This window comes from Streptomyces cucumeris (assembly GCF_024295805.1).
GTDB classification, from domain to species: Bacteria; Actinomycetota; Actinomycetes; order Streptomycetales; family Streptomycetaceae; genus Streptomyces; species Streptomyces cucumeris.
Genome location: NZ_JANCLX010000041.1, coordinates 32,958 through 54,579, shown reverse-complemented (window position 1 = coordinate 54,579; position 21,622 = coordinate 32,958). Strand labels below are relative to the sequence as shown.

General features: G+C 73.0%; 15 protein-coding genes. 8 read left to right on the top strand and 7 right to left on the bottom strand.

Annotated features, from left to right (window positions below):
• Positions 1-69: 69 nt before the first annotated feature.
• Complete coding sequence (locus NMK44_RS36740; RefSeq protein ID WP_374215395.1) at positions 70-1,020, top strand: serine/threonine dehydratase; 951 nt, start codon at positions 70-72, stop codon at positions 1,018-1,020.
• Positions 1,021-1,086: 66 nt separating this feature from the next.
• On the opposite strand, the gene NMK44_RS36735 is transcribed toward NMK44_RS36740, so the two are convergent.
• Together NMK44_RS36735 and NMK44_RS36730 are read right to left on the bottom strand one after the other, a co-directional pair.
• Positions 1,087-1,569, bottom strand: a complete 483-nt coding sequence (locus NMK44_RS36735) for a VOC family protein (RefSeq protein WP_254751533.1) — start codon at positions 1,567-1,569, stop codon at positions 1,087-1,089.
• Between the two features lie 57 nt (positions 1,570-1,626).
• Complete coding sequence (locus NMK44_RS36730; protein ID WP_254751531.1) at positions 1,627-2,358, bottom strand: MerR family transcriptional regulator; 732 nt, start codon at positions 2,356-2,358, stop codon at positions 1,627-1,629.
• Positions 2,359-2,492: 134 nt separating this feature from the next.
• Between NMK44_RS36730 and NMK44_RS36725 the strand changes: the two genes are divergently transcribed.
• Positions 2,493-4,832 (top strand): ATP-binding cassette domain-containing protein, encoded by a 2,340-nt coding sequence (locus NMK44_RS36725; RefSeq protein ID WP_254751529.1) that lies wholly within the window; start codon positions 2,493-2,495, stop codon positions 4,830-4,832.
• Between the two features lie 49 nt (positions 4,833-4,881).
• On the opposite strand, the gene NMK44_RS36720 is transcribed toward NMK44_RS36725, so the two are convergent.
• Positions 4,882-6,147 carry an MFS transporter gene (locus NMK44_RS36720; RefSeq protein ID WP_254751527.1) on the bottom strand — a complete coding sequence of 422 codons (1,266 nt, stop codon included), beginning with the start codon at positions 6,145-6,147 and terminating at the stop codon, positions 4,882-4,884.
• A gap of 57 nt (positions 6,148-6,204) precedes the next feature.
• Between NMK44_RS36720 and NMK44_RS36715 the strand changes: the two genes are divergently transcribed.
• The 5 genes from NMK44_RS36715 to NMK44_RS36695 all read left to right on the top strand — a co-directional run bounded on the left by NMK44_RS36715 (position 6,205) and on the right by NMK44_RS36695 (position 12,643).
• A complete protein-coding gene (locus NMK44_RS36715; RefSeq protein ID WP_254751525.1) occupies positions 6,205-6,759 on the top strand; it encodes a CGNR zinc finger domain-containing protein in 555 nt (184 codons plus the stop codon).
• Positions 6,760-6,851: 92 nt separating this feature from the next.
• A complete protein-coding gene (locus NMK44_RS36710) occupies positions 6,852-9,410 on the top strand; it encodes a LuxR C-terminal-related transcriptional regulator (RefSeq protein ID WP_254751523.1) in 2,559 nt (852 codons plus the stop codon).
• A 173-nt stretch (positions 9,411-9,583) separates the two neighbouring features.
• Positions 9,584-10,018 carry an acyl-CoA thioesterase gene (locus NMK44_RS36705; protein ID WP_254751521.1) on the top strand — a complete coding sequence of 145 codons (435 nt, stop codon included), beginning with the start codon at positions 9,584-9,586 and terminating at the stop codon, positions 10,016-10,018.
• A gap of 268 nt (positions 10,019-10,286) precedes the next feature.
• Entirely contained in the window at positions 10,287-11,519 is a 1,233-nt protein-coding gene (locus tag NMK44_RS36700; protein ID WP_254751519.1) for an acyl-CoA dehydrogenase family protein, read from the top strand.
• Positions 11,516-12,643, top strand: coding sequence for an acyl-CoA dehydrogenase family protein (locus NMK44_RS36695; protein ID WP_254751514.1), 1,128 nt, complete (start codon positions 11,516-11,518; stop codon positions 12,641-12,643). Before NMK44_RS36700 ends, NMK44_RS36695 begins: the two co-directional genes overlap by 4 nt.
• A gap of 99 nt (positions 12,644-12,742) precedes the next feature.
• Here the strand turns inward: NMK44_RS36695 and NMK44_RS36690 are convergent, their stop codons facing one another.
• From NMK44_RS36690 to NMK44_RS36675, 4 genes are all read right to left on the bottom strand, one after another.
• Positions 12,743-15,544 (bottom strand): AAA family ATPase, encoded by a 2,802-nt coding sequence (locus tag NMK44_RS36690; protein WP_254751512.1) that lies wholly within the window; start codon positions 15,542-15,544, stop codon positions 12,743-12,745.
• Positions 15,545-15,665: 121 nt separating this feature from the next.
• Complete coding sequence (locus NMK44_RS36685; protein WP_254751510.1) at positions 15,666-17,849, bottom strand: 3-hydroxyacyl-CoA dehydrogenase NAD-binding domain-containing protein; 2,184 nt, start codon at positions 17,847-17,849, stop codon at positions 15,666-15,668.
• Between the two features lie 88 nt (positions 17,850-17,937).
• Positions 17,938-19,143 carry an acetyl-CoA C-acetyltransferase gene (locus NMK44_RS36680; protein ID WP_254751508.1) on the bottom strand — a complete coding sequence of 402 codons (1,206 nt, stop codon included), beginning with the start codon at positions 19,141-19,143 and terminating at the stop codon, positions 17,938-17,940.
• Positions 19,144-19,204: 61 nt separating this feature from the next.
• Positions 19,205-20,353 (bottom strand): CaiB/BaiF CoA transferase family protein, encoded by a 1,149-nt coding sequence (locus tag NMK44_RS36675; protein WP_254751504.1) that lies wholly within the window; start codon positions 20,351-20,353, stop codon positions 19,205-19,207.
• 498 nt (positions 20,354-20,851) lie between these two features.
• Between NMK44_RS36675 and fabG the strand changes: the two genes are divergently transcribed.
• Positions 20,852-21,613, top strand: coding sequence for a 3-oxoacyl-ACP reductase FabG (gene fabG / locus NMK44_RS36670; protein ID WP_254751496.1), 762 nt, complete (start codon positions 20,852-20,854; stop codon positions 21,611-21,613).
• The last annotated feature ends 9 nt before the right edge of the window (positions 21,614-21,622 follow it).

Genomic DNA, 21,622 nt, shown 5'->3' with positions numbered 1-21,622 from the left:
ACTGTTCGATACAGTGTTTCAGCGGCAGGTGTCCGTGTGTTCCAGTGGCCAGGAGGTGCCCCGGTGACCGTGAGCTTTCAGGACGTACGGGCGGCGGCGCAGCGGGTGGCGGGGCACATCCGGCCCGTCGCCCTCGCCCCGCTGGAGGAGGGTGCCCTCGGCGCGGCGCGGGGCTGGCTGGCGCTGGAGTTCCTCCAGCACACCGGCTCCTTCAAGGCGCGCGGCGCGTTCACCTTCCTCCGTGGCCACGCCGAGGCGGGCACCCTCCCGGAGGCGGGCGTGGTGATCGCCTCCGGCGGGAACGCCGGTCTCGCGTGCGCCTGGGCCGCCGCCCGCCATGCGGTGCCCGCCGCGGTGTTCGTGCCCGAGACCGCGCCCGCGGTGAAGGTGGCCAGGCTGCGCGGACTGGGCGCGGAGGTCCACCAGGTGGGCACCGAGTACGCGGACGCGCTGGACGCCTCACGGACGTACGCGGCCAGGACCGGGGCGCTCGCGTCCCACGCCTATGACCATCCGCTGATCGCCGCCGGGGCGGGCACGCTGATGGAAGAGATCCACGAGCTGCTGCCGGACCTGGACACGGTCGTGGTGTCGGTCGGTGGCGGTGGCCTGTTCACCGGGGTCGCGGTGTCGGCGCTGGAGCACGGTGTCCGGGTGGTCGCGGTGGAGCCGGAGCGCTGCCGTGCGCTCAACGCGGCGCTGGAGGCGGATGAAGTGGTCGACGTACCGGTCGACTCGGTCGCGGCGGACTCCCTCGGGGCGCGGCGGGCGTCCGCGACGGCGCTGGACTGGGCCCGCGCGGACGGGGTGCGGTCCGTGCTGGTGTCCGACGAGGCGATCGTGGCGGTGCGGCAGGCGCTGTGGGACGACCGCAGACTCGCGGTGGAGCACGCCGCGGCCACCGCGCTGGCGGCCGTCACCTCCGGTGTGTATGTCCCCCGCCCCGGGGAGCGGATCGCGGTGGTGCTGTGCGGTGCCAACACCGATCCGGGTGATCTGGTGCGCGGCGCCGCCCGCTGACGGCACCCGGCTCCGGTCCGGAACGCTGCGGGACCGGCCCGGAGCCGAACGGGGTGGGCGGTGCGGTCATCCGCCCGCGTGGGCCTTCTTCAGCGCGGCGATGTCCAGCTTCTTCATCGAGAGCATGGCCTCGGTGGCGCGCCTGGCCTTCTGCGGATCCTCGTCGGTGACCAGGTCGAGCAGCACGGAGGGCACGACCTGCCATGACACTCCGAACCTGTCCCTGACCCAGCCGCAGGCGACCTCCTCGCCACCGCCCTCGGTGAGCCTGGCCCAGTAGTGGTCCACCTCGTCCTGGTCGGCGCAGTGGATCTGGAACGACACGGCCTCGTTGAAGGTGAACTCGGGGCCGCCGTTGAGCGCGACGAACTTCTGGCCGTTGGCCTCGAATTCGACGGTCAGCACCGAACCGGCGGGGCCGGGCCCGGCCTCGGTGTAGTGGCTGATCCGGCCGATCCGGGAGTTCTTGAAGACCGAGACGTAGTACCGGGCCGCCTCCTCGGCCCGGCCGTCGAACCACAGGCATGTGGTGAATCCGTCAGTGGCCATCGGTGCCTCCTGCACGTTGGAGTGTTTACCTGTACCGACCGCCGTCGCCGGACAAACTCATCGCTCCTCGGGCGCCTCATGCGCCGTGATGTAGTCGTGCAGCCGCCCGGAGCCCTTGAGCATGGCCGTGGCCCGCAGCGTCAGCTCCTCGTGGCGCCGGGCGATGGCGGCGCGCAGCGCCTCGCTGCTGCCCGTCCGGCGCAGTCCGTCCAGGACGGGCCGGATCTGGGGCAGCGGATAGCGGCCCTGGCGCAGCAGGCTGACCATCCGCGCGTCCCGTACGTCGACCGGGGAGTAGCGGCGGTACTCGGTGATGGGCTCGCGCTGCGGGGTGAGCAGTCCGAAGGACTCCCACACCCGCAGGGCGGAGGTGCGGACCCCGAGCCGGGCGGCGACCTCCCCGATCCGCAGCCCCGAGCGGGGGACCGAGGTGGTGTCCGGGGACTGCTCGGCGATCGTCTCCAGCGCCTCGCCCGCGGCCTGGAGGGAGAGCCGCTGTTCGTGGAGGGCGGCGTGGGCGGCGTTGACGAGGGTGAGGGCCCGCGGCAGGTCGTCCTCGTGGACGGCGCGCATCACGGCCCGGGCGGTGTCCGCGCCGTACCCCTTCATCAGGGCCCGGTGGGTGAGCAGCGCCCTGCGGTGCCGGGTGTCGAACCTGCGGTAGCCGGAGTCGGTGCGCTCGGTCGGGGGCAGGATGCCCGCGTCGACGTAGTTGCGGATCTGCTGGGTGGAGACACCCACCAGACGCGCCAGGTCGATCGGGCGCAGGGCGGTGTGCTGGACGCTCATGGACACGGTCTCCCGGCGGGACTCTTCTGTACGGGCTTCACGGTGAGTTGAAGGTTATCGCCCCACTCCCCCGGCCCGTGGTGGCGGACCGCGGCCCAACCTTCTACGAGCTCTTCAATGAAACACTTGAAGCCATGGAGCTCAGCCACGACCACTCCGCTCTGTCCCCCTGCCCTCAGCCGATTTCGGCTCCGGTGCCCCCTGCCCCGGACCGCACCGCCGCGGACACCCACGATGTGATCCAGGTGCGCGGCGCCCGGGAGAACAACCTCACCGGTGTCTCCCTCGACCTGCCCAAGCGACGGCTCACCGTGTTCACCGGGGTCTCCGGATCCGGTAAGTCCTCGCTGGTGTTCGACACCATCGCCGCCGAGTCACGGCGGCTGATCAATGAGACCTACGCGGCGTTCGTCCAGAACTTCATGCCGTCCCAGTCCCGGCCCGATGTGGACGCGCTGCGCAACCTGAGTGCGGCGATCATCGTGGACCAGGAGCGGATGGGCGCCAACTCCCGTTCCACCGTGGGCACCGCCACCGATGCCCACACCCTGCTGCGGATCCTGTACAGCCGGCTCGGCTCCCCCGCGGCCGGAGCGCCGATGGCGTTCAGCTTCAACACGGCCGAGGGGATGTGTCCCTCGTGCGAGGGCCTGGGCCGGGTGTCCGAGATCGACGTCGATCAACTCGTGGACCGTGAGCTGTCGTTGAAGGAGGGCGCGATCACCGCTCCCGGCTTCGCGGTGGACAGCTGGCACTGGCAGGTGATGGCGAACTCCGGGCTCTTCGACCCCGACCGCAAGCTCAAGGACTACACCCCCGAGGAGTGGCAGGACTTCCTCCACAAACCCGCCACCAAGATCAAGACCGGTGGGCAGCAGCTCACCTACGAGGGTCTGGTCACCAAGGTGCGCAGGCTGTATCTGGCCAAGGACCGGGAGACGATGCAGCCCCAGGCGCGGGCGTTCGCCGACCGGGCGGTCGCGCTCACCGGCTGCCCGGACTGCCGGGGAACCCGGCTCAACGAGGCGGCCCGGTCCTGTCTGATCGACGGGCGCTCGATCACGGACTGTTCATCACTCCAGATCAGCGATCTGGCCGCGTTCGTACGGTCACTCGACGACGAATCCGTCGGACCGGTCCTGGAGACCCTTCAGGAGACGCTGGACTCCCTGGTGGAGATCGGTCTGGGCTATCTGAGCCTGGACCGGGAGTCCGGCACGCTCTCCGGCGGTGAGGCCCAGCGGGTCCGGATGGTCCGCCATCTCGGTTCGGCGCTCACCGATGTCACCTACGTGTTCGACGAGCCCACGGTGGGTCTGCACCCGCATGACATCGAGCGGATGAACGGGTTGCTGCTGCGGCTGCGCGACAAGGGCAACACGGTGCTGGTGGTGGAGCACAAACCGGAGACCATCCGGATCGCCGACCATGTGGTGGACCTCGGTCCCGGGGCGGGCGCCGCCGGAGGGCGTCTCACCTACACGGGAGACCTGGCCGGACTGCGCGCCTCGGACACCTCGACCGGGCGCGCTCTGGACCGCCGGGTCCCGCTGCGGGAGAAGGCGCGGCAGCCGGTGGGACACCTCCCCATCCGGGGCGCGCGCACGCACAACCTGCGCGATGTGAGCGTGGACATCCCGCTGGGGGTGCTCACCGTGGTCACCGGGGTCGCCGGATCCGGCAAGAGCTCGCTCATCCATGGCTCGCTCACGGGGCGCGAGGGGGTGGTGGTGGCGGACCAGTCGGCGATCCGCGGTTCGCGCCGCAGCAACCCCGCCACCTACACCGGGCTGCTGGATCCGGTCCGCGCGGCGTTCGCCAAGGCCAACCGGGTCCGGCCGGGGCTGTTCAGCGCCAACTCCGAGGGCGCCTGCCCCGCCTGCAAGGGCATCGGGCTGATCTACACCGATCTCGGCATGATGGCCGAGGTGGCGTCGGTGTGCGAGGAGTGCGGGGGCGAACGGTTCCGGCCGGAGGTACTGGCGTACCGGCTGCGCGGGAAGAACATCGGCGAGGTCCTCGCGATGCCCGTCACCGACGCCCGTGACTTCTTCACCACCGGCCACGCCCGGGTGATCCTGGACCGGCTGCTCGCGGTGGGGCTCGGCTACCTCGGGCTCGGCCAGCCGCTGTCCACCCTCTCCGGTGGCGAGCGCCAACGGCTCAAGCTGGCCATCCACATGGCCAGGAACGGGACGACCTACATCCTGGACGAGCCGACCACCGGACTCCACCTGGCCGATGTGGACCAGTTGCTGGAGCTGATGGACCGGCTGGTGGACGACGGGAACACGGTGATCGTGATCGAGCACCACCAGGCGGTGATGGCACACGCCGACTGGATCGTGGACCTCGGTCCGGGGGCCGGACACGACGGCGGCCGGGTGGTGTTCACCGGTACCCCGGCCGAACTGGTCGACACCGGTTCCACCCTCACCGCCCGCCATCTGCGCGCGTACACCGGGCGGGAATAGCCACCGGTGGTCCCGGGGACCTCCCCGGGGCCACCGGACGCCGGGCGGCCTACGGCGCGGTCGCGGGCGGAACGGTGTCCCCGAGGCGCGCGGGATCCCGCCCCGGGGCAGGGGGTTGCGGTGACCGACGGGACATCAGACCGTTCACGAGCGCCGCGAGCACCCCGAATCCGGCCGCGGCGATCAGCGCACCCGGCAGGGTGTGAACGGCGAGCGCCCCGGCCAGGCCCGCGCCGAGGGCGAAGCCGGTGATCTTCAGACTGGCCCCTGTGGTGACGATCCGGCCGCGCAGCCGCTCCGGCGCTTCCCGGTGGCGCACCGCGAACAAGGCGGTGAGACCGGGCCCTTCGGCGGCACCGGCGAGCAGAGCGGCGGCGATGACCATGGCGGGGGCTCCCGTGGCCGCCAGCAGCGCGGCCACGGCCAGGACGAGGGCGCTGCCCCCGATGACGGCGTCGGGGCGCGGCAGTCGCGCTCGGCGGGCGAGCAGCGCGTTCGCGACGAGCGACGCGGCGGCGGAGGCGGAGAGCAGCAGCGCCCCGCGGTCCGCCCCGCCGAGGGCTCCGGCACCGAGCAGCGGACAGCAGGCGAGGAACGCACCCTCGCCCGCGCAGAGGACCACGGAGGTGGCGGTGGCGCGGGCGAGCGGCCGGTTGCGGAGGATCGCCCGTACTCCGGCGGTGAGTTCGGCCAGAACGGCCGGCGGGAACGCGCGGCCATCCCCGGGCGCGACCGGGCGCCCCGGTGGCGTCCGTCCGACCGGGGGCAGCGTCCAGGCCGTCGGCAGCGCCAGGCAGAGCAGGGCGACGGCCGTCGCCACCGCGGCCGGGGCACCGGCCACGACCGCGACCAGCCCGGCGAGGGCAGGGCCCATCAGCGCTCCCAGGCTGAAGGTCATGGCGTCCAGCGCACCGGCTCTCGGCACCGCCTCCGGCGCCATCAGCCGGGAGAGCTGGGAGGTCCAGCCGCCCGACAGCACCGGCCCCGGCACCCCCGCGACCACCGCGATGGCGAAGGTGACCGCGAACGGCGCCCGGCCCAGGCTCAGCAGGATCGCGGTCAGCGCCAGGGCATGCAGGGCGAGCGCGGCGGCCAGTACCCGGCCCGGCCGGGCGGACCGGTCGAGCAGCGCCCCGATCAGGGGGCCGCCCACCGCCGCCGCGACCGTACAGCCCGCCAGCAGGAACGACGCCGAGGCCGCCGAGCCGGTGAGCGCGAGCCCGGCCAGCAGCAGCGCGGGGCCCGCCGTCTCGTCCCCGGTGCGGCCGACGGCCGCACCGAACAGATACCTCCTGAGCGAGTAACGCTTTTCCATGCTCTGCACGTTACGCAGGTAACTCAAAACTGCACCAGGTGCGTTACATTGGGGCCCATGGCGACCGCGAACGACGACTGGTCCACCCGGCATTCGGTGCAGGCGACCGCACACCGCACCGCAGCCCTGATCAACGCCCTCACCGAGGAGCGGCCCGACCCCGCCGCGGTCGCGGAGGTACTGCTCACCCATGGCGAACCGGCCCCCCTCGACCTGACCGCCGAGGACATCGCCGCGATGCGCGGCGCCGCCGCGCTGCTGCGCACGGTGTTCGCCGCCGAGGACACCGACCGCGCCGCGTCCGTGCTCAACGGCCTGCTGCGCAGGGGGACCGGCCGGATCCGGCTCAGCTCGCACGACGGCACCTCCCCGTGGCACCCCCATCTCGACAGCGATGACGACGCCCCGTGGGGCGAGTGGTTCCTCGCCTCGTCCTGTATGGCGCTGACCGTGCTGATCTGGGACCGCCAGCGGCCGCCCGGCGGTGTGTGCGCCTCGCCGAGCTGCGGGAACGTCTTCCTCACCCTGGGCAGTGGGCCCGAGCGCCGCTACTGCTCCCGGCGGTGTGCCACCCGTGAGCGGGTCGCGGCACACCGGCGCGCCCGGGCCTGAGCATCAGGAGACCGGCACCGGTAGTTCTACGGATGCGGTGCCCCCAGTGGTGACCGAGGCTGATGTCTCTCTCGATGTCTGAAAGAGGCAGCATGACTTCAGCCGTGCGCGCGGCGGCGTCCCCGATTCCCACCGGTTCCGCGCCGGGACCGCTCGGCCCGGTGGTGTCCGACCGTCCGTCCCTGGCCGGACGCGAGCGTGAACTCGCCCTGGCTCTGGGGGCGTTGAACGGCGGCTCCGGAGGTGTCTGGATCACGGGCGGCCCCGGAGTGGGGAAGACCCGGCTGGCCCAGGAGATCACCACGATGGTGACCAGGGTGGAGTGGATCACGCCCGTCGAGACGCCCGAGGAGGTGTCGCGGCTGCTCCGGCACCACCCGCGCGGTCCGCGTGTGGTGTGTGTCGACGACGCCCCCCAGCTCTCCCGCGAGGGTGTGGACGCACTGCTCCTGCTCGCCGCCCGGGCCACGGTCAAGCTCCTGGTCACCGGGGACACCGAACGGGTCGACCCCCGGCTGCACACGCTCTGGAAGGACCAGCGGCTGAGCCGGCTGGAGCTGGCGCCGCTGGACGCGGTGGGCGCCCGGCGGCTGGCCGGGACGATGACGGGCGACCGGCTGACCCGGTCCAGCGTCATCCGGTTCGCGGCGATGTCGGCCGGGAACCCGCTGCTGCTGCGGGAGGTGCTGCGGGCCGCGATCGGTCAGGGGCTGCTGTCACGGCAGGGCGCCCACTGGCACCTGGCCGATGACACCGTCCCGGTCTCCGGCGCCCTGCGCGATCTGGTGGCACAGGACCTCGACGCCCTCTCCGAGGTGCGGCGCGACGCCCTGCAACTGATCGCGCTGGCCGAACCGGCACGGCTGGAGGTCCTGGAGGACGTGGTCGGCGTTCCGGCGCTGCTCGCCCTGGAGGACCAGGGGCTGATCCGGGCGGTGGGCGGCCATGGCGCGGAGGCCGTCCGGCCGGTGTCCACGGTGACCGTCCGCCACCCCTATCTGGGCCATGTGCTGCGGCAGGAGGCGGCGGCGCTGCGCAGCAGGCACTGGCTGGACACCTGGGCCGCGGCGCTCCAGGCGCGTGGCGACGCCCGGCCCGCGGAGTGGGTGACGGTGGCGAGGTGGCAACTGGACACCGGCTGCGTACCGGTCGAACCGGTGCTGCTGGACGCCACCCGGTACGCTCTGCGCGCCTATGAACTGCCCGTCGCCGCCCGGCTGGCACGGGCCGCGTGGCACACCTACCGCACACCGGATGCGGCCGGGCTGCTCGGCCGGGTCCTGCTGGCCGAGGCGGAGTTCGAGGCGCTGCGGCGGCTGGCGGCCGAGGCACAGGCCCTGCCCGGGGGCAAGGACATCCGGGCCCGGCTGGATCCGCTGGTGGCACGGGCGCTGATCCTCCAGGGCCGCTACCGTGAGGCCGAGTTGCTGACGGCGCGGCTGCCGGAAGAACAGCGGGAGGCCGCCGAGGGGTTGGCCGCGTACTTCCGGGGGCGGTTCCGCAGTACGCCCACCGAGGTGCCGCCGCAGGTGCGCCGCTCCCCCGCGCGCACCACCGAGGCGACGCTGCTGGCCATGGCCACGCTGTGCCGCCAGGGGCGTCCGCTGGACGCGCTCGACCTCCACCACGAACTGTTCGGCACCGGGTCGGCCGACCACTGCGACCGCGGCTGGATGGACGAGATGTACTCCATGGCGCTGCTGTACGCGGGCCGGCTGGAGGAGGCCGAGTCACTGCTCACCAGGGCGTACCGGGAGGCGACCGAGGGACACCGGGTCCGGGTCGACGCCCAGCGCGGACTGGCCCTGGGCTGGGCCCTGCACGAGCGCGGCAGACTGCATGAGGCACTGCCCTACGTCAGCTTCACGCCCGCCTACCAGGTGGGGTGGCAGGCATGGCAGGACCAGGCGCTCATCTGCGCCGCGCTGGTGCGCGGCGGACTGCCCGCCGTGCCCGGCCGCGCCGGGACCGCGTCGGCCGAGGACGCGCTGCGCGACGTGGAGCCGGGCCCGCACGCCACCGCGCTGGCAGTGGCGCGGGCCCGTACCGCACACCGCGACGGTGACCAGGTGGCGGCCGCCCGGCTGCTCGAAGGCGCCGTGGAGGTCGCGCTGGGCGAAGCCGCGTACGGGGACGCGGTGATGGCGCTGCACGAGGGCGCCCGGCTGGGTGTGGAACCGCATACGGCCGTCCGTGACGACCTGCCGGTGCAGGGTCCGTATCTGCACGCGCGGCTGCACTACGCCCGCGCGGTGTCCGCCGGGGACGAGCGGATGCTGAGCCGGGTCTGCCGGACCCTGGCCGAGTGCGGAGCACAGTTGTACGCGGCCGAGGGGTACGCCGAGCTGGCCCGGCTCCAGCGGCGGGCCGGCCGGGCCCGCGCCGCCACCGCGGCCACCACGCAGGCCAGGACGCTGCTGCGCGGCTGCGGTGAGGTGATCACTCCCCCGCTGTACTTCCTGGGCGAGGGCCCGACGCTGTCGCCGCGGGAGCGCACGGTGGCGGCCCTGGCCGCGCGTGGCCTCACCGACAAGGAGATCGCCGCCCGGCTGGTGGTCTCACCGCGTACGGTCGGCAACACGCTGTACCGCGTGTACCAGAAGCTGGGGGTCGGCGACCGGCGTGAGCTGAGCGCCCTGCTGCCCGCCTGAACTCCCCGCGCCCCGGACCTCTTCCGGCCCCCTTTCCACTCCCCTCCCGGCCCTCCCCGTCGCCCCCGTCGTCCCGGCGCGGGGCGCGATGGAGTACCCATTGCTCATCGCCGTGTCCGGCGCACCCCCTAACGTGAGTTGATCAGCACGGCGGAACAGGGAGACAGGCACGGATGACGGAGTTGGCGGTCACCTACCGGGGCACGGTGTACCCGTGGCACTGCGACCACATGGGACATATGAACGTCATGTGGTACGTGGGCAAGTTCGACGAGGCCACCTGGCAACTGCTCGCCTCCATCGGGCTGACCCCGGACTATCTGCGGTCCGAGGGCCGTGGCACCGCGGCGGTGGACCAGCGGATCTCCTACCGGCGGGAGTTGCACGCCGGGGACACCGTGGTGATCCGCTCCGCGTTCCTGGAGGCGAAGAGCAAGGTGGTGCGCTTCTGCCACCGGATGGAGCACGCGGTCACCGGTGAGCTCTGTGCCGTGACCGTGCTGACGGGGGTGCATATGGACACCGTGGCGCGCAAGGCGGTCCCGATGGCGGATCCCCTGCTGGAGGCGGCCCGGAAGGCGGTTGTGGAGCTGGATCCCTGGGCGTGATGTACGCCTCCCCGCGGAGCGCCACGATGGAGTAGCGATCACTCCACGTCATGGTGCGGGACGGTGGTCCACTGGAGACGGCGGCCGGGCCGTGGGGACGGAACCCAGGCCGCGAAGCCCCGGCGGTGTCAGGCCGGCCAGGGGCTATCCCGCTCCGCCCCCGAGCGGGGCCGAAGCGGCGGCCCCCGGGGGCGGCGCGGGTCCTTCCGCACCGGATCAGTGCGCCGGGCCGTCGAGCCCGGCGCCCGCCCTCCGAAAGGCAATCCGCATGGCATCAGCACAACCGGCGCGCGGCGCGCGGACGGACGGAGCGTGGACGGCCGACCGGCTCAGGTCGGCCGTCCAGGACTTCGTCTCCGCCCACGACCCGGCCACGACCGACCCGGTGGAGTTCCTGGGCGCGCTGTTCGACGCCGGACTCGCCTGGGTGCACTTCCCGCCCGGACACGGCGGGCTGGGCGCGCCCCGTGCCCTGCAGTCCGCGGTGGACGACGAACTCACGGCCGCCGGGGCACCGCCACGCGCCCCGGGGCTGCACACCATCGGGCTGGGTATGGCCGCCCCGGTGCTGCTCACCTTCGGTGACGAGGCGCAGAAGAAGCGGTTCCTGCGGCCGCTGTTCACCCGCGAGGAGGTGTGGTGCCAGCTCTTCAGCGAGCCGGGCGCGGGTTCGGACCTCGCGGCGCTGGCCACCCGCGCGGAGCCGGACGAGGCCACCGGTGACTGGGTGGTCAACGGCCAGAAGGTGTGGACCTCGGTGGCACACGAGGCGCACTGGGGGCTGCTGGTCGCCCGGACCGGTCCCGAACTGCCCAAGCACCAGGGCCTGAGCTACTTCCTGATCGACATGCGGGCCCCCGGGGTCGAGGTGCGGCCGCTGCGCCAGGCCACCGGTGAGGCCGAGTTCAACGAGGTGTTCCTGACCGATGTGCGGATCCCGGACACCCACCGGGTGGGCGCGGTCGGCGACGGCTGGAAGGTGGCGTCCGGCACGCTGATGAACGAGCGGGTCGCCATCGGCGCCGGGGCGATGCCCCGCGAGGGCGGTCTGGCCGGCGGACTGGCCCGGCTCTGGCGCGAGCGGCCCGAACTGCGCACCCCCGGGCTGCACTCCTCGGTGGTGCGCGCCTGGGTGGACGCCGAGGCGCTGCGGCTGACCGCGGAGCGGCTGCGCCAGCAGCTCGCGGCCGGACATCCGGGTCCGGAGGGCTCCGCCGCGAAGATCTCGTTCGCCGGTCTCAACCAGCGGATGTCCGGGCTGGCCCTGGACCTCCTCGGTGAGGAAGGGCTCGGTTACGACGACTGGACCTTCCGGCGGCCGGAGCCCGACGACGACTTCTCCACCCGTTCGTACGGCTTCTTCTACCTCCGGACGAAGGGCAACTCGATCGAGGGCGGCACCACGGAGGTCCTGCGCAACGTGATCGCCGAGCGGGTGCTCGGACTGCCGCCGGAGCCCCGGACCGACAAGACCATCCCGTGGAAGGACCTCCCCAGGTGAGCGCCGAACCCGCAGCCGATCTGCTGTACAACGAGGTCGAGGACGAGCTGCGGATTCCGCTGCGCGCCCTGCTGGCCGACCGCTGCCCGACCGGCGCGCTGCTCACCCGGATCGAGAGCGACGAGCTGTACGACACCAAGCTGTGGGCCGCGCTCGGCGCCGAGCTGGGGATCACGGGCCTGAGCGTGCCCGAGGAGCAGGGCGGCGCGGGCGCGGGCTGGCGGGAGACCGCCGTGGTCCTGGAGGAGCTGGGCCGGGCGGTGGCTCCGGTGCCGTACCTGGGCAGCAGTGTGCTGGTGACGGCCGCCCTGATGGCCGCGGACGAGAGCCGGGTGCTGCCCGAGGTGGCGGCGGGCCGGCGGGCCGCGGCGCTGGCCGTGCCGTTCTCCACGAGCCCCGGCCGGTCCTTCCCCGACACGGTGCGGCTCAGCGGCTCCACCCTCAGCGGTACGGTCACCAGCGTCGCCGACGCGCTGCCCGCGCGGGTGCTGCTGGTTCCGGCCACCGGTGAGGCGGGCCCCGGCCTGTATCTGGTGGACCTCACCGCGGCGGAGGACACGGTGGTCCTCACCCCGCGCCGTTCCCTGGACCTCACCCGGCAGCTTGCGGACATCACGCTGCGTTCGGCGCCCGCCGTGCCGGTGGCCCTGGGGACCGAGGCGATACGGGTCCTCGAGGTGGCGCTCACCACCGGCGCCGCGCTGCTGGCCTCCGAGCAGCTCGGGGTGGCCGAGTGGTGTCTGACGACCACGGTGACGTATGTGAAGGAGCGTCATCAGTTCGGCAGGCCGGTCGGTTCGTTCCAGGCGGTGAAGCACCGGCTGGCCGATCTGTACGGCCTGGTGTCGCAGGCGCGCGCGGTCGCCCGTAACGCCGTCGCCGCGCTGGACGCCGGTTCGCCGACGGTCGCGCTGGAGGCATCGCTGGCGCAGGCGTTCGTCTCGGAGGCGGTGGTGGAGACCGCCGAGGCCGCGCTGCAGTTGCACGGCGGGATCGGCTTCACCTGGGAGCACCCGGTGCACCTGTATCTGAAGCGGGCCAAGAGCAGCGCGCTGGCGCTGGGCACGGCGGACCGGCACCGGTCGCTGGTGGCACTGCTGGCGGACCTGCCGCCCGCGGTCTGAAGCCTGACCGGCCGACGACGGGCCGTCGCCTTCGGGGCGGCGGCCCGTCGTCGTCTCCGCGGTTCTCCCGCGCCGTGCTGTTCACCCAGGCTCGGCCCGTCAGTCGAAGAGCAGGGGGTCCTCGAAGTACAGCCGGGCCAGATCGGTCCGCGAGGTGATACCCAGCCGGGGGAAGATCTTGTACAGGTGGTACTCGACGGTCCGGGGGCTCAGGAAGAGCTGGGCGGCGATCTCCTTGTTGGTGCTGCCCTCGGCCGCCAGCCGGGCAATCCGGATCTCCTGCGGGGTGAGCCGTTCCCCGGTGCCCCGGGCGGCGGTGCCCGCGCGGGCCGACTCCCCGGTGGCCCGCAGCTCCTGACGGGCGCGCTCGGCCCACGGGTCGGCGCCGATGCGGTCGAACGTGGCCGCCGCGGACCGCAGATGGGCACGGGCGTCCCGGCGTCGGCGGGCCCGCCGCAGGGTCTCGCCCAGGTACAGCTCGGTACGGGCCTTCTCGATCGGCACACTGCCGCTGTGCAGCGTCAGCGCCTCCTCGAAACAGCTGATCGCGGTGGCGTCGTCGGGAGCCAGCAGCGCCCTGGAGCGCGCCAGCAGCGCGCGGGCCTCACTGCGCACCGAACGGGCCTGCCAGCGCTCCAGGGATTCCAGCGCCTCCTGGGCGGCCTGCCGCTCCCCGGAGCGTACGGCGGCCTCGATCCGGTCCGGCAGGGAGAAGAACGCCACGATGGGGTGTCCGGCGCCCGGTTCGGCCACCGCGACCTGTTCCAGCAGCCGCAGCGCCTCGGGATAGGAGCCGCGCATCAGGGCCAGGGAGGCGAGGGCGTGCCGGGCGGTGGCCACGGCGAGCCCGATCCGGCGGCGCAGGGCGGTGCCCAGGGCCTCGTCGGCGGCCTCCCGGCACTGCTTCTCGTCGCCGCGCAGGGCACACATGAAAGCGCGCCGGGCCAGGTGGATGGCGGCCAGGTTCTCCTGGCCGGATTCGCGGGCCAGCCGCAGCCCTTCGTCGGTGAGGGCCTCCGCGTTGGCCATCCGCCCGCTGAACATCTCCAGCTGGGCGGTGAACTCCAGATTGCTCGGCAGCACACCCACGTGGCCGGTGGCCCGCGCCCGTTCGGCCACCTGCTCGAACAGGGCGAACCCGGTGGCGGCTTCACCGAGGTAGAGCGAGCCGACCCCGGCCCAGGCCACGAGCAGCGGATCGCCGGACCGCTGGGCAGCCTCGACCCCGGCGGTGATCAGCTCGGTGCCGCGTTCGAGGTCATGCTCCATCACCTGGTCGATACCGGTCAGCAGCAGCCGGGTGCCATCGGTCACCGGCGTCCCCCCGGCCAGCTGTCCGGCCGCCACGGACAGCTCCCTGAAGCGGGCGGGGTCACCTGCGTGGGACGCGCTCTCCGCCGCCTGGATCAGACAGTGGGCGGCCTCGTCGGGGAACTCGGCGGCGAGCGCCTCCGCCGCCGCGCGCAGCGCCCGGAAGGCGTCGGTGAGCACACCGCCGCGCGCCCTCACCGCGCCGCGCAGCTGGAGCAGCCGCCCGATGACCACCGGCTGGTCGGCGATGGCCAGGGCGTCGCGCACCAGGTGTTCGGTACGCGCCGCCTGTCCGGCCTGCCAGGCGGCGCGCGCAGCCTCCAGCAGCCGTTCGGACCGGCGGACGGGGTCGGGGGTCAGCCGGGCGGCCCGGTCCAGCAGGTCCGCCGCGGCGGCGTACTGGGCCCGGGACCGCGCGTACTTCGCGGCGCGGCGCAGCTCCCCGGCCACCTCCTCGTCCGGACCGAGTGCGGCCGCCGCGCGGTGCTCGGCCCAGCGGCCGTCCCGCTCGTGGGGGCGCACCACCTCGGCGAGGGCGAGGTGGCAGCGGCGGCGGCGGGCGAGGCCGGCTCCGCTGTGCAGGGCGGTGCGCAGCGCGGCGCTCGGGAAGGCGATCTTCCGCCCGATGACGGTGATCAGGCCGGTCTCCTCGGCCTCCTCCAGACAGGACGGGTCCAGCCCGAGCCGGTCCAGGGCCGCGGCCACCGTGGTCAGGTCACCGGTCTCCTCGGCGGCGGCCATCAGGAGCGCCAGCCGGACCGGTTCGGGCAGGGAGCGTTCGGGGCCGAGGAACGCCCGGCGGGTCCGCGGGCCGAGCGGCAGCGGGATGGGCAGGGTTTCCTCCCCCTGGATCTGCCGTGTGGTCAGGAGGGTGCCGAGTTCGGCCAGGGACAGGGCGTTCCCGCCGGTGCGGGCGGTCAGTTCGCGGGCGACGGCGGCCGCCGGACGCGTTCCGGCGGAGGCGGCCAGCAGGTCGGTGGCGGCGTGCTCGTCGAGGCCGGGCAGGGCCAGCCGGGCCAGTGCGGGGTCCTCGAGCACCTCCGGTCCGGGGTCCCGCTGGGCCAGGAGCAGCGCCACACCGTCCGAGCGCAGCCGGCGGGCGGCGAACAGCAGCGTCTCCAGGGTGGGCCGGTCCACCCACTGCACATCGTCCAGCAGGCACACCAGACCGCGCGGCCCCACCGCGCCGCCCTCGGCCGCGGCCGCGGTGAGCAGGGTCAGGGCGGCCATCGACACCGGTGCGGGGTCGGCGGGCGGGGGGCCGGTCAGCCGGAGCGCGGAGGACAGCGCCTCGGCCTGCTCCGCCGGGAGCCGGGGCAGCCGTGTCAGCAGGGGCCGCAGGAGCTGGTGCAGGCCCGCGTAGGCGCAGCCGGACTCCTCCACGGCGCCGCACACCTCGAGGACGGCCGGGCCGAGCGCGGTCGCGCGCCGCCGGGCGTGCTCGAGCAGGGCGCTCTTGCCGCTGCCCGGCTCGCCGCGCAGCAGGAGCAGGCCGCCGCGGCCCGCCGTGACACCGTCGAGAACACGGTCGATCACGGCCAGCTCGGTGTCCCGGCCGTACAGCCCGTGATACGTGTGGTTGATCCTCATCCTCCGGTCCGCGCGCTGTTCTCATCGTAGAACGTGCTGGTCAGCGAAGCGCGCAGAAGACCGGGAGCGGTCCTTGTCAAGACCGCTCCCGGTCGTGTCACGCCTCCGCGCGCCTACGCGGTCACTCGTAGAGCTCTCCGCGCTCCGCGCGCTCCACCAGGGAGACCGGCGGCTCGAACCGGTCGCCGTAGGCTTCCGCGAGTTCGCGGGCGCGGGCGACGAATCCGGCCGGACCGCCCTCGTACTGGTTGACGTACTGGAGCACACCGCCGGTCCAGGCGGGGAAGCCGATACCGAGGATCGAGCCGATGTTGGCGTCGGGCACCGAGCGCAGCACCCCCTCGTCCAGGCACTTCACCGATTCCAGCGCCTCGACGAAGAGCATCCGCTCCACCATGTCGGTCAGCGGGATACGGGCGGTACCGGCGCCGAAGGCGTCGGCCAGGCCCGGCCACAGCCGCACCCGCTTGCCGTCGGCGTAGTCGTGGAAACCGGCTCCGTCGAGGCGGCCGGGCCGCCCGAACTCGTCCACCATGCGGTCGATGACGTCATAGGCGGCCTGGTGGGGCAGGGTGCGTCCCTCGGCCGCGTACGCCTCGATGGCCTCCTTGCGCACCTTCTGCGACAGCTTCATGTTGAGCTCGTCGCACAGGGCGAGCGGCGCGGTGGGGTATCCGGCCTGGAGTCCGGCCTGCTCCACCGAGGCCGGGGCGGCACCCTCGGCGATCAGGTTGAGGGCCTCGTTGAGGAAGGTGCCGATGACCCGACTGGTGAAGAAGCCACGGCTGTCACCTGCCACGATCGGGGTCTTGCCGAGCTGGCGGGCGATGTCGTACGCCTTGGCCAGGGTGGCGTCGGTGGTCTTCTCACCGACGATGATCTCCAGCAGCGCCATCTTGTCCACCGGGGAGAAGAAGTGCAGCCCGATGAAGTCCTCCGGGCGGCTCACCCCCTGCGCGAGACCGGTGATGGGCAGGGTGGAGGTGTTCGAGCCGAGCACGGCGCCGGGCGCCAGATGCGGTTCGATCTCGGCGAAGACCTTCTTCTTCAGCTCGGCGTTCTCGAAGACCGCCTCGATCACCAGATCGGCCCCGGCGGCGTCCTCGGCCCGGGTGCTGGGGGTGATCCGGTCCAGCACGGCGGTGCGCTCGGTCTCACCGATCTTGCCCCGCTCCACGGCCTTGTCCAGGATCTTCTGCGAGTACGCCTTGCCGCGCTCGGCCGCCTTGAGGTCCACGTCCTTGAGGACGACCTCCATCCCGGCCTTGGCACAGGAGTAGGCGATGCCCGCGCCCATCATCCCGGCGCCGAGCACGACCGCCTTGCGGGCCTGGTGACGGGGGTGTCCGTCGGGGCGGCCGCCGCCCTTGGCGATGTGCTCGGAGTCGAAGTGGAACGCCTTGATCATGTTCGACGAGATCTGGCCGCAGGCCAGTTCGGCGAGGTAGCGGGTCTCGATGGCGAGCGCGGTGTCCACGTCCACCTGCGTGCCCTCGACCGCCGCGGCCAGGATGTGGTGCGGGGCGTCCATCGGAGTGCCACGGCCGCGGTTGCGGACGGTGGCCGAGAACGGCACCACGACCTGGGAGAGGAACGTGTGCGAAGTGGCACCGCCACCGGGGATGCGATAGCCCTTGACGTCCCACGGCTGCGCGGACTCCGGGTGGTCCAGGACCCAGCGCCGCGCCTGGCCGAGCATGTCCTCGGGCGAGGCGGCGACCACGTCGACCAGACCGTGCCGCTGGGCGTCGCGCGGCGGGAACAGCCGGCCGGTCAGCACGATGTCCGCCAGCGCCTTGTGCAGGCCCAGCATGCGCACCGTACGGGTCAGGCCGCCCGCGCCGGGCAGCAGTCCGAGGGTCACCTCGGGCAGACCGATCACACTGCCCTCGGTGTCCAGGGCGATCCGGTGGTGGCAGGCCAGGGCGACCTCCAGGCCGCCGCCGACGGCCGTGCCGTTGACGGCGGCCACCACCGGCTTGCCGAGGGTCTCCAGACGCCGCAGCAGCCCCTTGAGGTCATCGGAGACCCGGGCGAGTTCGGGAGCGCGCTCGGGGGCGGTGCGCCGCAGCACGGTGAGGTCGGCACCGGCGAAGAAGCTGCGCTTGGCGGAGGTGAGGATCACGCCCGCCAGCGACTCGCGCTCGGCCTCCAGCCGCTCCACGGTGCTCTTCAGCGACGCGGAGAACGAGTCGTTCATCAGGTTCACCGATTGCGCCGGGTCATCCATGGTGAGGACGACGATGCCGTCCTCGTCCCGGTCCCAGCGGATCATGCTGTCGGTCGTTTCGGCCCTGTCGGTCATACGAGGAGTCCTGTTCGTTCGCGGGGCGCGCGGTTCGCGGTCGCGCGGGCGGAGGGAGCGGAGAGGTGGAGCGGGGAGCGGGCGGGGGTCACAGCCGCTCGATGACGGTGGCGATGCCCATACCGCCGCCGATGCACAGCGTCACCAGGGCGCGGCGGGCGTCGCGGCGCTCCAGCTCGTCCACGACCGTGCCGACGAGCATGGCGCCGGTCGCGCCCATGGGGTGGCCCATGGCGATGGCGCCACCGTTGACGTTGACCTTCTCCATCGGCAGGTCGAGCTCCTTGACGAACTTCAGCACCACCGAGGCGAACGCCTCGTTGAGCTCGAAGAGGTCGATGTCGTCCACGGTGAGCCCGGCCAGGTCCAGCACCTTGCGGGTGGCGGGGGCCGGGCCGGTGAGCATGATGAGCGGGTCGGTGCCGGTGAGGGCGGCCGCCACGATCCGGGCCCGCGGGGTCAGGCCGAGCTCGGCGCCCGCCCGTTCGCTGCCGACCAGGACCAGGGAGGCACCGTCCACGATGCCGGAGGAGTTCCCGGCGGTGTGCACATGGTCGATCCGCTCCACCCAGTGGTAGCGCTGGAGGGCGATCGGGTCGTAGAGGGTGCCGGGCTCGGTGAACGAGGCCCGCAGCTTGCCGAGGCTCGCCAGGGTGGCATCCGGACGGACCAGTTCGTCGTGGTCCAGCATCGGGACGCCGTGGTCCACCACCGGGACGACCGACTTGGCGAAGTAGCCACCGGCCCAGGCGGCCGCCGCCCGCCGCTGGGACTCGAGCGCGTAGGCGTCCACGTCCTCGCGGCTGAAGCCCTCCAGGGTGGCGATGAGGTCGGCGCTGACGCCCTGCGGGATGAACGCGCCCTTGCGGCTGGTCTCCGGGTCGAACGCCCAGGCACCGCCGTCGGCGCCCATCGGCACCCGGGACATCGACTCCACGCCGCCGGCCACGATCAGGCTGTCCCAGCCCGAACGGACGCGCGCGGCGGCGGTGTTGACCGCCTCGAGCCCGGAGGAGCAGTAGCGGTTGAGCTGCACACCGCAGACGGTGTCCGGCAGCCCGGCGGCCAGCGCCGCGGTCTTGGCGATGTTGCCGCCCTGGTCGCCGACGGGCATGACGGAGCCCAGGATGATGTCGTCGATCGCGGCCGGGTCGAGACCGGAGTGGCGGCTGAGCAGTTCGTCGATGAGCCCGGTGAGCAGGGTGATCGGCTTGGTGCCGTGCAGCGCGCCGGTCTTCTTGCCGCGCCCGCGCGGGGTGCGGATCGCCTCGTAGATGAATGCTTCGGTGGTCACAGCGAGTCCTTTGCCTGGGATCCGGATGTACTCGTGGGTGGTCTGCGGTGGGCTACGGCGGTCAGCCGGCCTCGTCCGGGGCGGCGACCGCTCCGGTGGCCAGGAAGTCCGCGATCTCCTCGGGGGCGTAGCCGTACTCGGTGAGCACCGCCGCGGTGGCCTCACCGGGCCGGGCGGCGCGGGTCGGCGGCCCACAGGGCGTGCCGCCGAACCGGGGCGCGGGCGCGTGCTGGAGCAGCCCCTCGTGGGACACGAAACTGCCGCGCGCGATGTGGTGCGGGTGGTCCGGGACTTCATCCAGGGTCAGGACGGGGGCGAAGCATGCCTCGACGTCCTCGAACACCTGGCACCACTCGTCACGGGTGCGCCCCCGGATCACCTCGGCGATCCGCTTCTTGTACTCCGGCCACCGGGTGGGCTCGTACGGCTGGGGGAAGTCGGCCGGATCGAAGCCGAGGGTGTGCAGCATCGCCTGCTGGAACTGCGGTTCCACGGCGCCGAAGGACACATGGCGGCCGTCGGAGGTCTCGTAGGTGTCGTAGAAGTGGGCACCGCCGTCGAGCCAGTTGGTACCCGGCGTGGGCGACCAGCTGCCCTGCTGAGCCAGCGCGTAGAAGATGCCCATGAGCTGCGCCACGCCGTCGGTCATCGCCGCGTCCACCACCTGGCCGCGGCCGGTGACGGTGCGGGACTGGAGGGCGGCGAGGACTCCGACGGCCAGCAGCATGCCGCCGCCGCCGAAGTCGGCGAGCAGGTTCAGCGGGATCACCGGACCGCTGTCGGGCCGTCCGATGACCGCCAACGCGCCCGAGAGCGCGGTGTAGTTGATGTCATGACCGGCGGTCCGGGCGAGCGGTCCATCCTGGCCCCAGCCGGTCATCCGGCCGTAGACCAGCCGTGGGTTGTGCTCCAGACAGGCTTCGGGGCCCAGGCCCAGACGCTCCATGACACCGGGCCGGAAGCCCTCGATGAGCACATCGGCGTAGCCGATCAGCCGCATCGCCACCGCGGCGCCCCGCGGGTCCTTGAGGTCGATGGCCACCGAGCGGCGGCTGCGGCCCAGGATCACATCGTTGAAGTCCTTGCCCACCTGGGCCGGGCGGTCGATCCGGATGACCTCGGCTCCGAGGTCGGCCAGCACCGTCGCACCGAACGGTCCGGGCCCCTGGGCACCGATCTCGACTACCTTCAGGCCGGTCAACGGCCCCATGTTCGCCTCCTTGCGCCGCACCGCCGGGGCACACCCCACCGAGACTCGGACGGTGGGGGCCGCGGGGTGCGGAAGACAGTGACATTCCGTGCCGGCCGGTATCGCGGGGACACGGGTGGGAAGCGACCGCGGATCCGGGAGGGCCCGCCCGGCCGGTGCGCACGGAGGCGTACCGGAGGTGTGGGGCGTGGTGGCCGGAGTGATCCCGCGGTGGGTGACCGCCCGCTCGGCGGGCGCCGCTGGGCTCAGTGTTACGAGCCGCCGGCCACGTTGTCCAGCCGTCCGTGGCACCCCGTGCCGGGACCAGTGGTCCTACGGATTCGGGTCCCCGGCGGCGGACGTTGGATGGCGGAAGCGTCAACGGTGCCGCCCAGGGTGACGGCGCCACCGTCGAGGTGAAGGGCCACGGCAGGCCGGGCTGAACAGCCCCGCCGTACCGGGCCGAACGCAACCGAAACGTCGCTCCGCAGCGACCCATCGCTTCGCAGGAGGAACACCATGCCGGACTCCCCCCGCCGCGTCGCCGTCGTCACCGGTGCCGCCCGTGGCATCGGCGCCGCCACCGCCAGACGACTGGCCGCCGACGGTATGGCGGTCGCGGTCTGGGACCTGGACGGGACCGCGTGCGCGACCGTGGCCGACGAGATCACCGAGACCGGGGGCACGGCCCTGGCGGTGAGCGCGGACGTCACCGACAGCACCCAGGTGGAGGCGGCCGTCACCCGGGTGGCGGCCGAGCTGGGCCCCCCGGTGGTCGCGGTCAACAACGCCGGGGTACTGCGCGACAACCTGCTGTTCAAGATGTCCGAGCCGGACTGGGAAACGGTGATGGGCGTCCATCTGCGCGGCGCCTTCCTGGTGACCCGCGCGGTCCAGCGGTACATGACCGAGCAGCGCTGGGGCCGGGTGGTCAGCCTGTCCTCCACCTCCGCACTGGGCAACCGCGGCCAGGCGAACTACTCGGCCGCCAAGGCGGGCCTCCAGGGCTTCACCAAGACGCTCGCCATCGAGCTGGGCAAGTTCGGGATCACGGCCAACGCGGTGGCCCCGGGGTTCGTGGACACCGAGATGACCCGGGCGACCGCGGCCCGGGTGGGCCTGGACTTCGAGGAGGCGCGGCGGCAGATGTGCGAGCAGATCCCGGTGGCCAGGATCGGACGGCCGGAGGACATCGCACACGCCGTGTCGTTCCTGGTGGGCGAGGACGCCGGGTATGTGTCCGGACAGGTCCTCTACGTCGCGGGCGGCCCCCAGGGATGAGCGGACCGG

Bases quoted from the DNA above. Each gene is read 5' to 3' on its own strand.
- NMK44_RS36735 (WP_254751533.1), bottom strand. From the start codon at position 1,569: ATGGCCACTGACGGATTCACCACATGCCTGTGGTTCGACGGCCGGGCC.
- NMK44_RS36730 (WP_254751531.1), bottom strand. From the start codon at position 2,358: ATGAGCGTCCAGCACACCGCCCTGCGCCCGATCGACCTGGCGCGTCTG.
- NMK44_RS36725 (WP_254751529.1), top strand. From the start codon at position 2,493: ATGGAGCTCAGCCACGACCACTCCGCTCTGTCCCCCTGCCCTCAGCCG.
- NMK44_RS36720 (WP_254751527.1), bottom strand. From the start codon at position 6,147: ATGGAAAAGCGTTACTCGCTCAGGAGGTATCTGTTCGGTGCGGCCGTC.
- NMK44_RS36715 (WP_254751525.1), top strand. From the start codon at position 6,205: ATGGCGACCGCGAACGACGACTGGTCCACCCGGCATTCGGTGCAGGCG.
- NMK44_RS36710 (WP_254751523.1), top strand. From the start codon at position 6,852: ATGACTTCAGCCGTGCGCGCGGCGGCGTCCCCGATTCCCACCGGTTCC.
- NMK44_RS36705 (WP_254751521.1), top strand. From the start codon at position 9,584: ATGACGGAGTTGGCGGTCACCTACCGGGGCACGGTGTACCCGTGGCAC.
- NMK44_RS36700 (WP_254751519.1), top strand. From the start codon at position 10,287: ATGGCATCAGCACAACCGGCGCGCGGCGCGCGGACGGACGGAGCGTGG.
- NMK44_RS36690 (WP_254751512.1), bottom strand. From the start codon at position 15,544: ATGAGGATCAACCACACGTATCACGGGCTGTACGGCCGGGACACCGAG.
- NMK44_RS36685 (WP_254751510.1), bottom strand. From the start codon at position 17,849: ATGACCGACAGGGCCGAAACGACCGACAGCATGATCCGCTGGGACCGG.
- NMK44_RS36675 (WP_254751504.1), bottom strand. From the start codon at position 20,353: ATGGGGCCGTTGACCGGCCTGAAGGTAGTCGAGATCGGTGCCCAGGGG.
- fabG (WP_254751496.1), top strand. From the start codon at position 20,852: ATGCCGGACTCCCCCCGCCGCGTCGCCGTCGTCACCGGTGCCGCCCGT.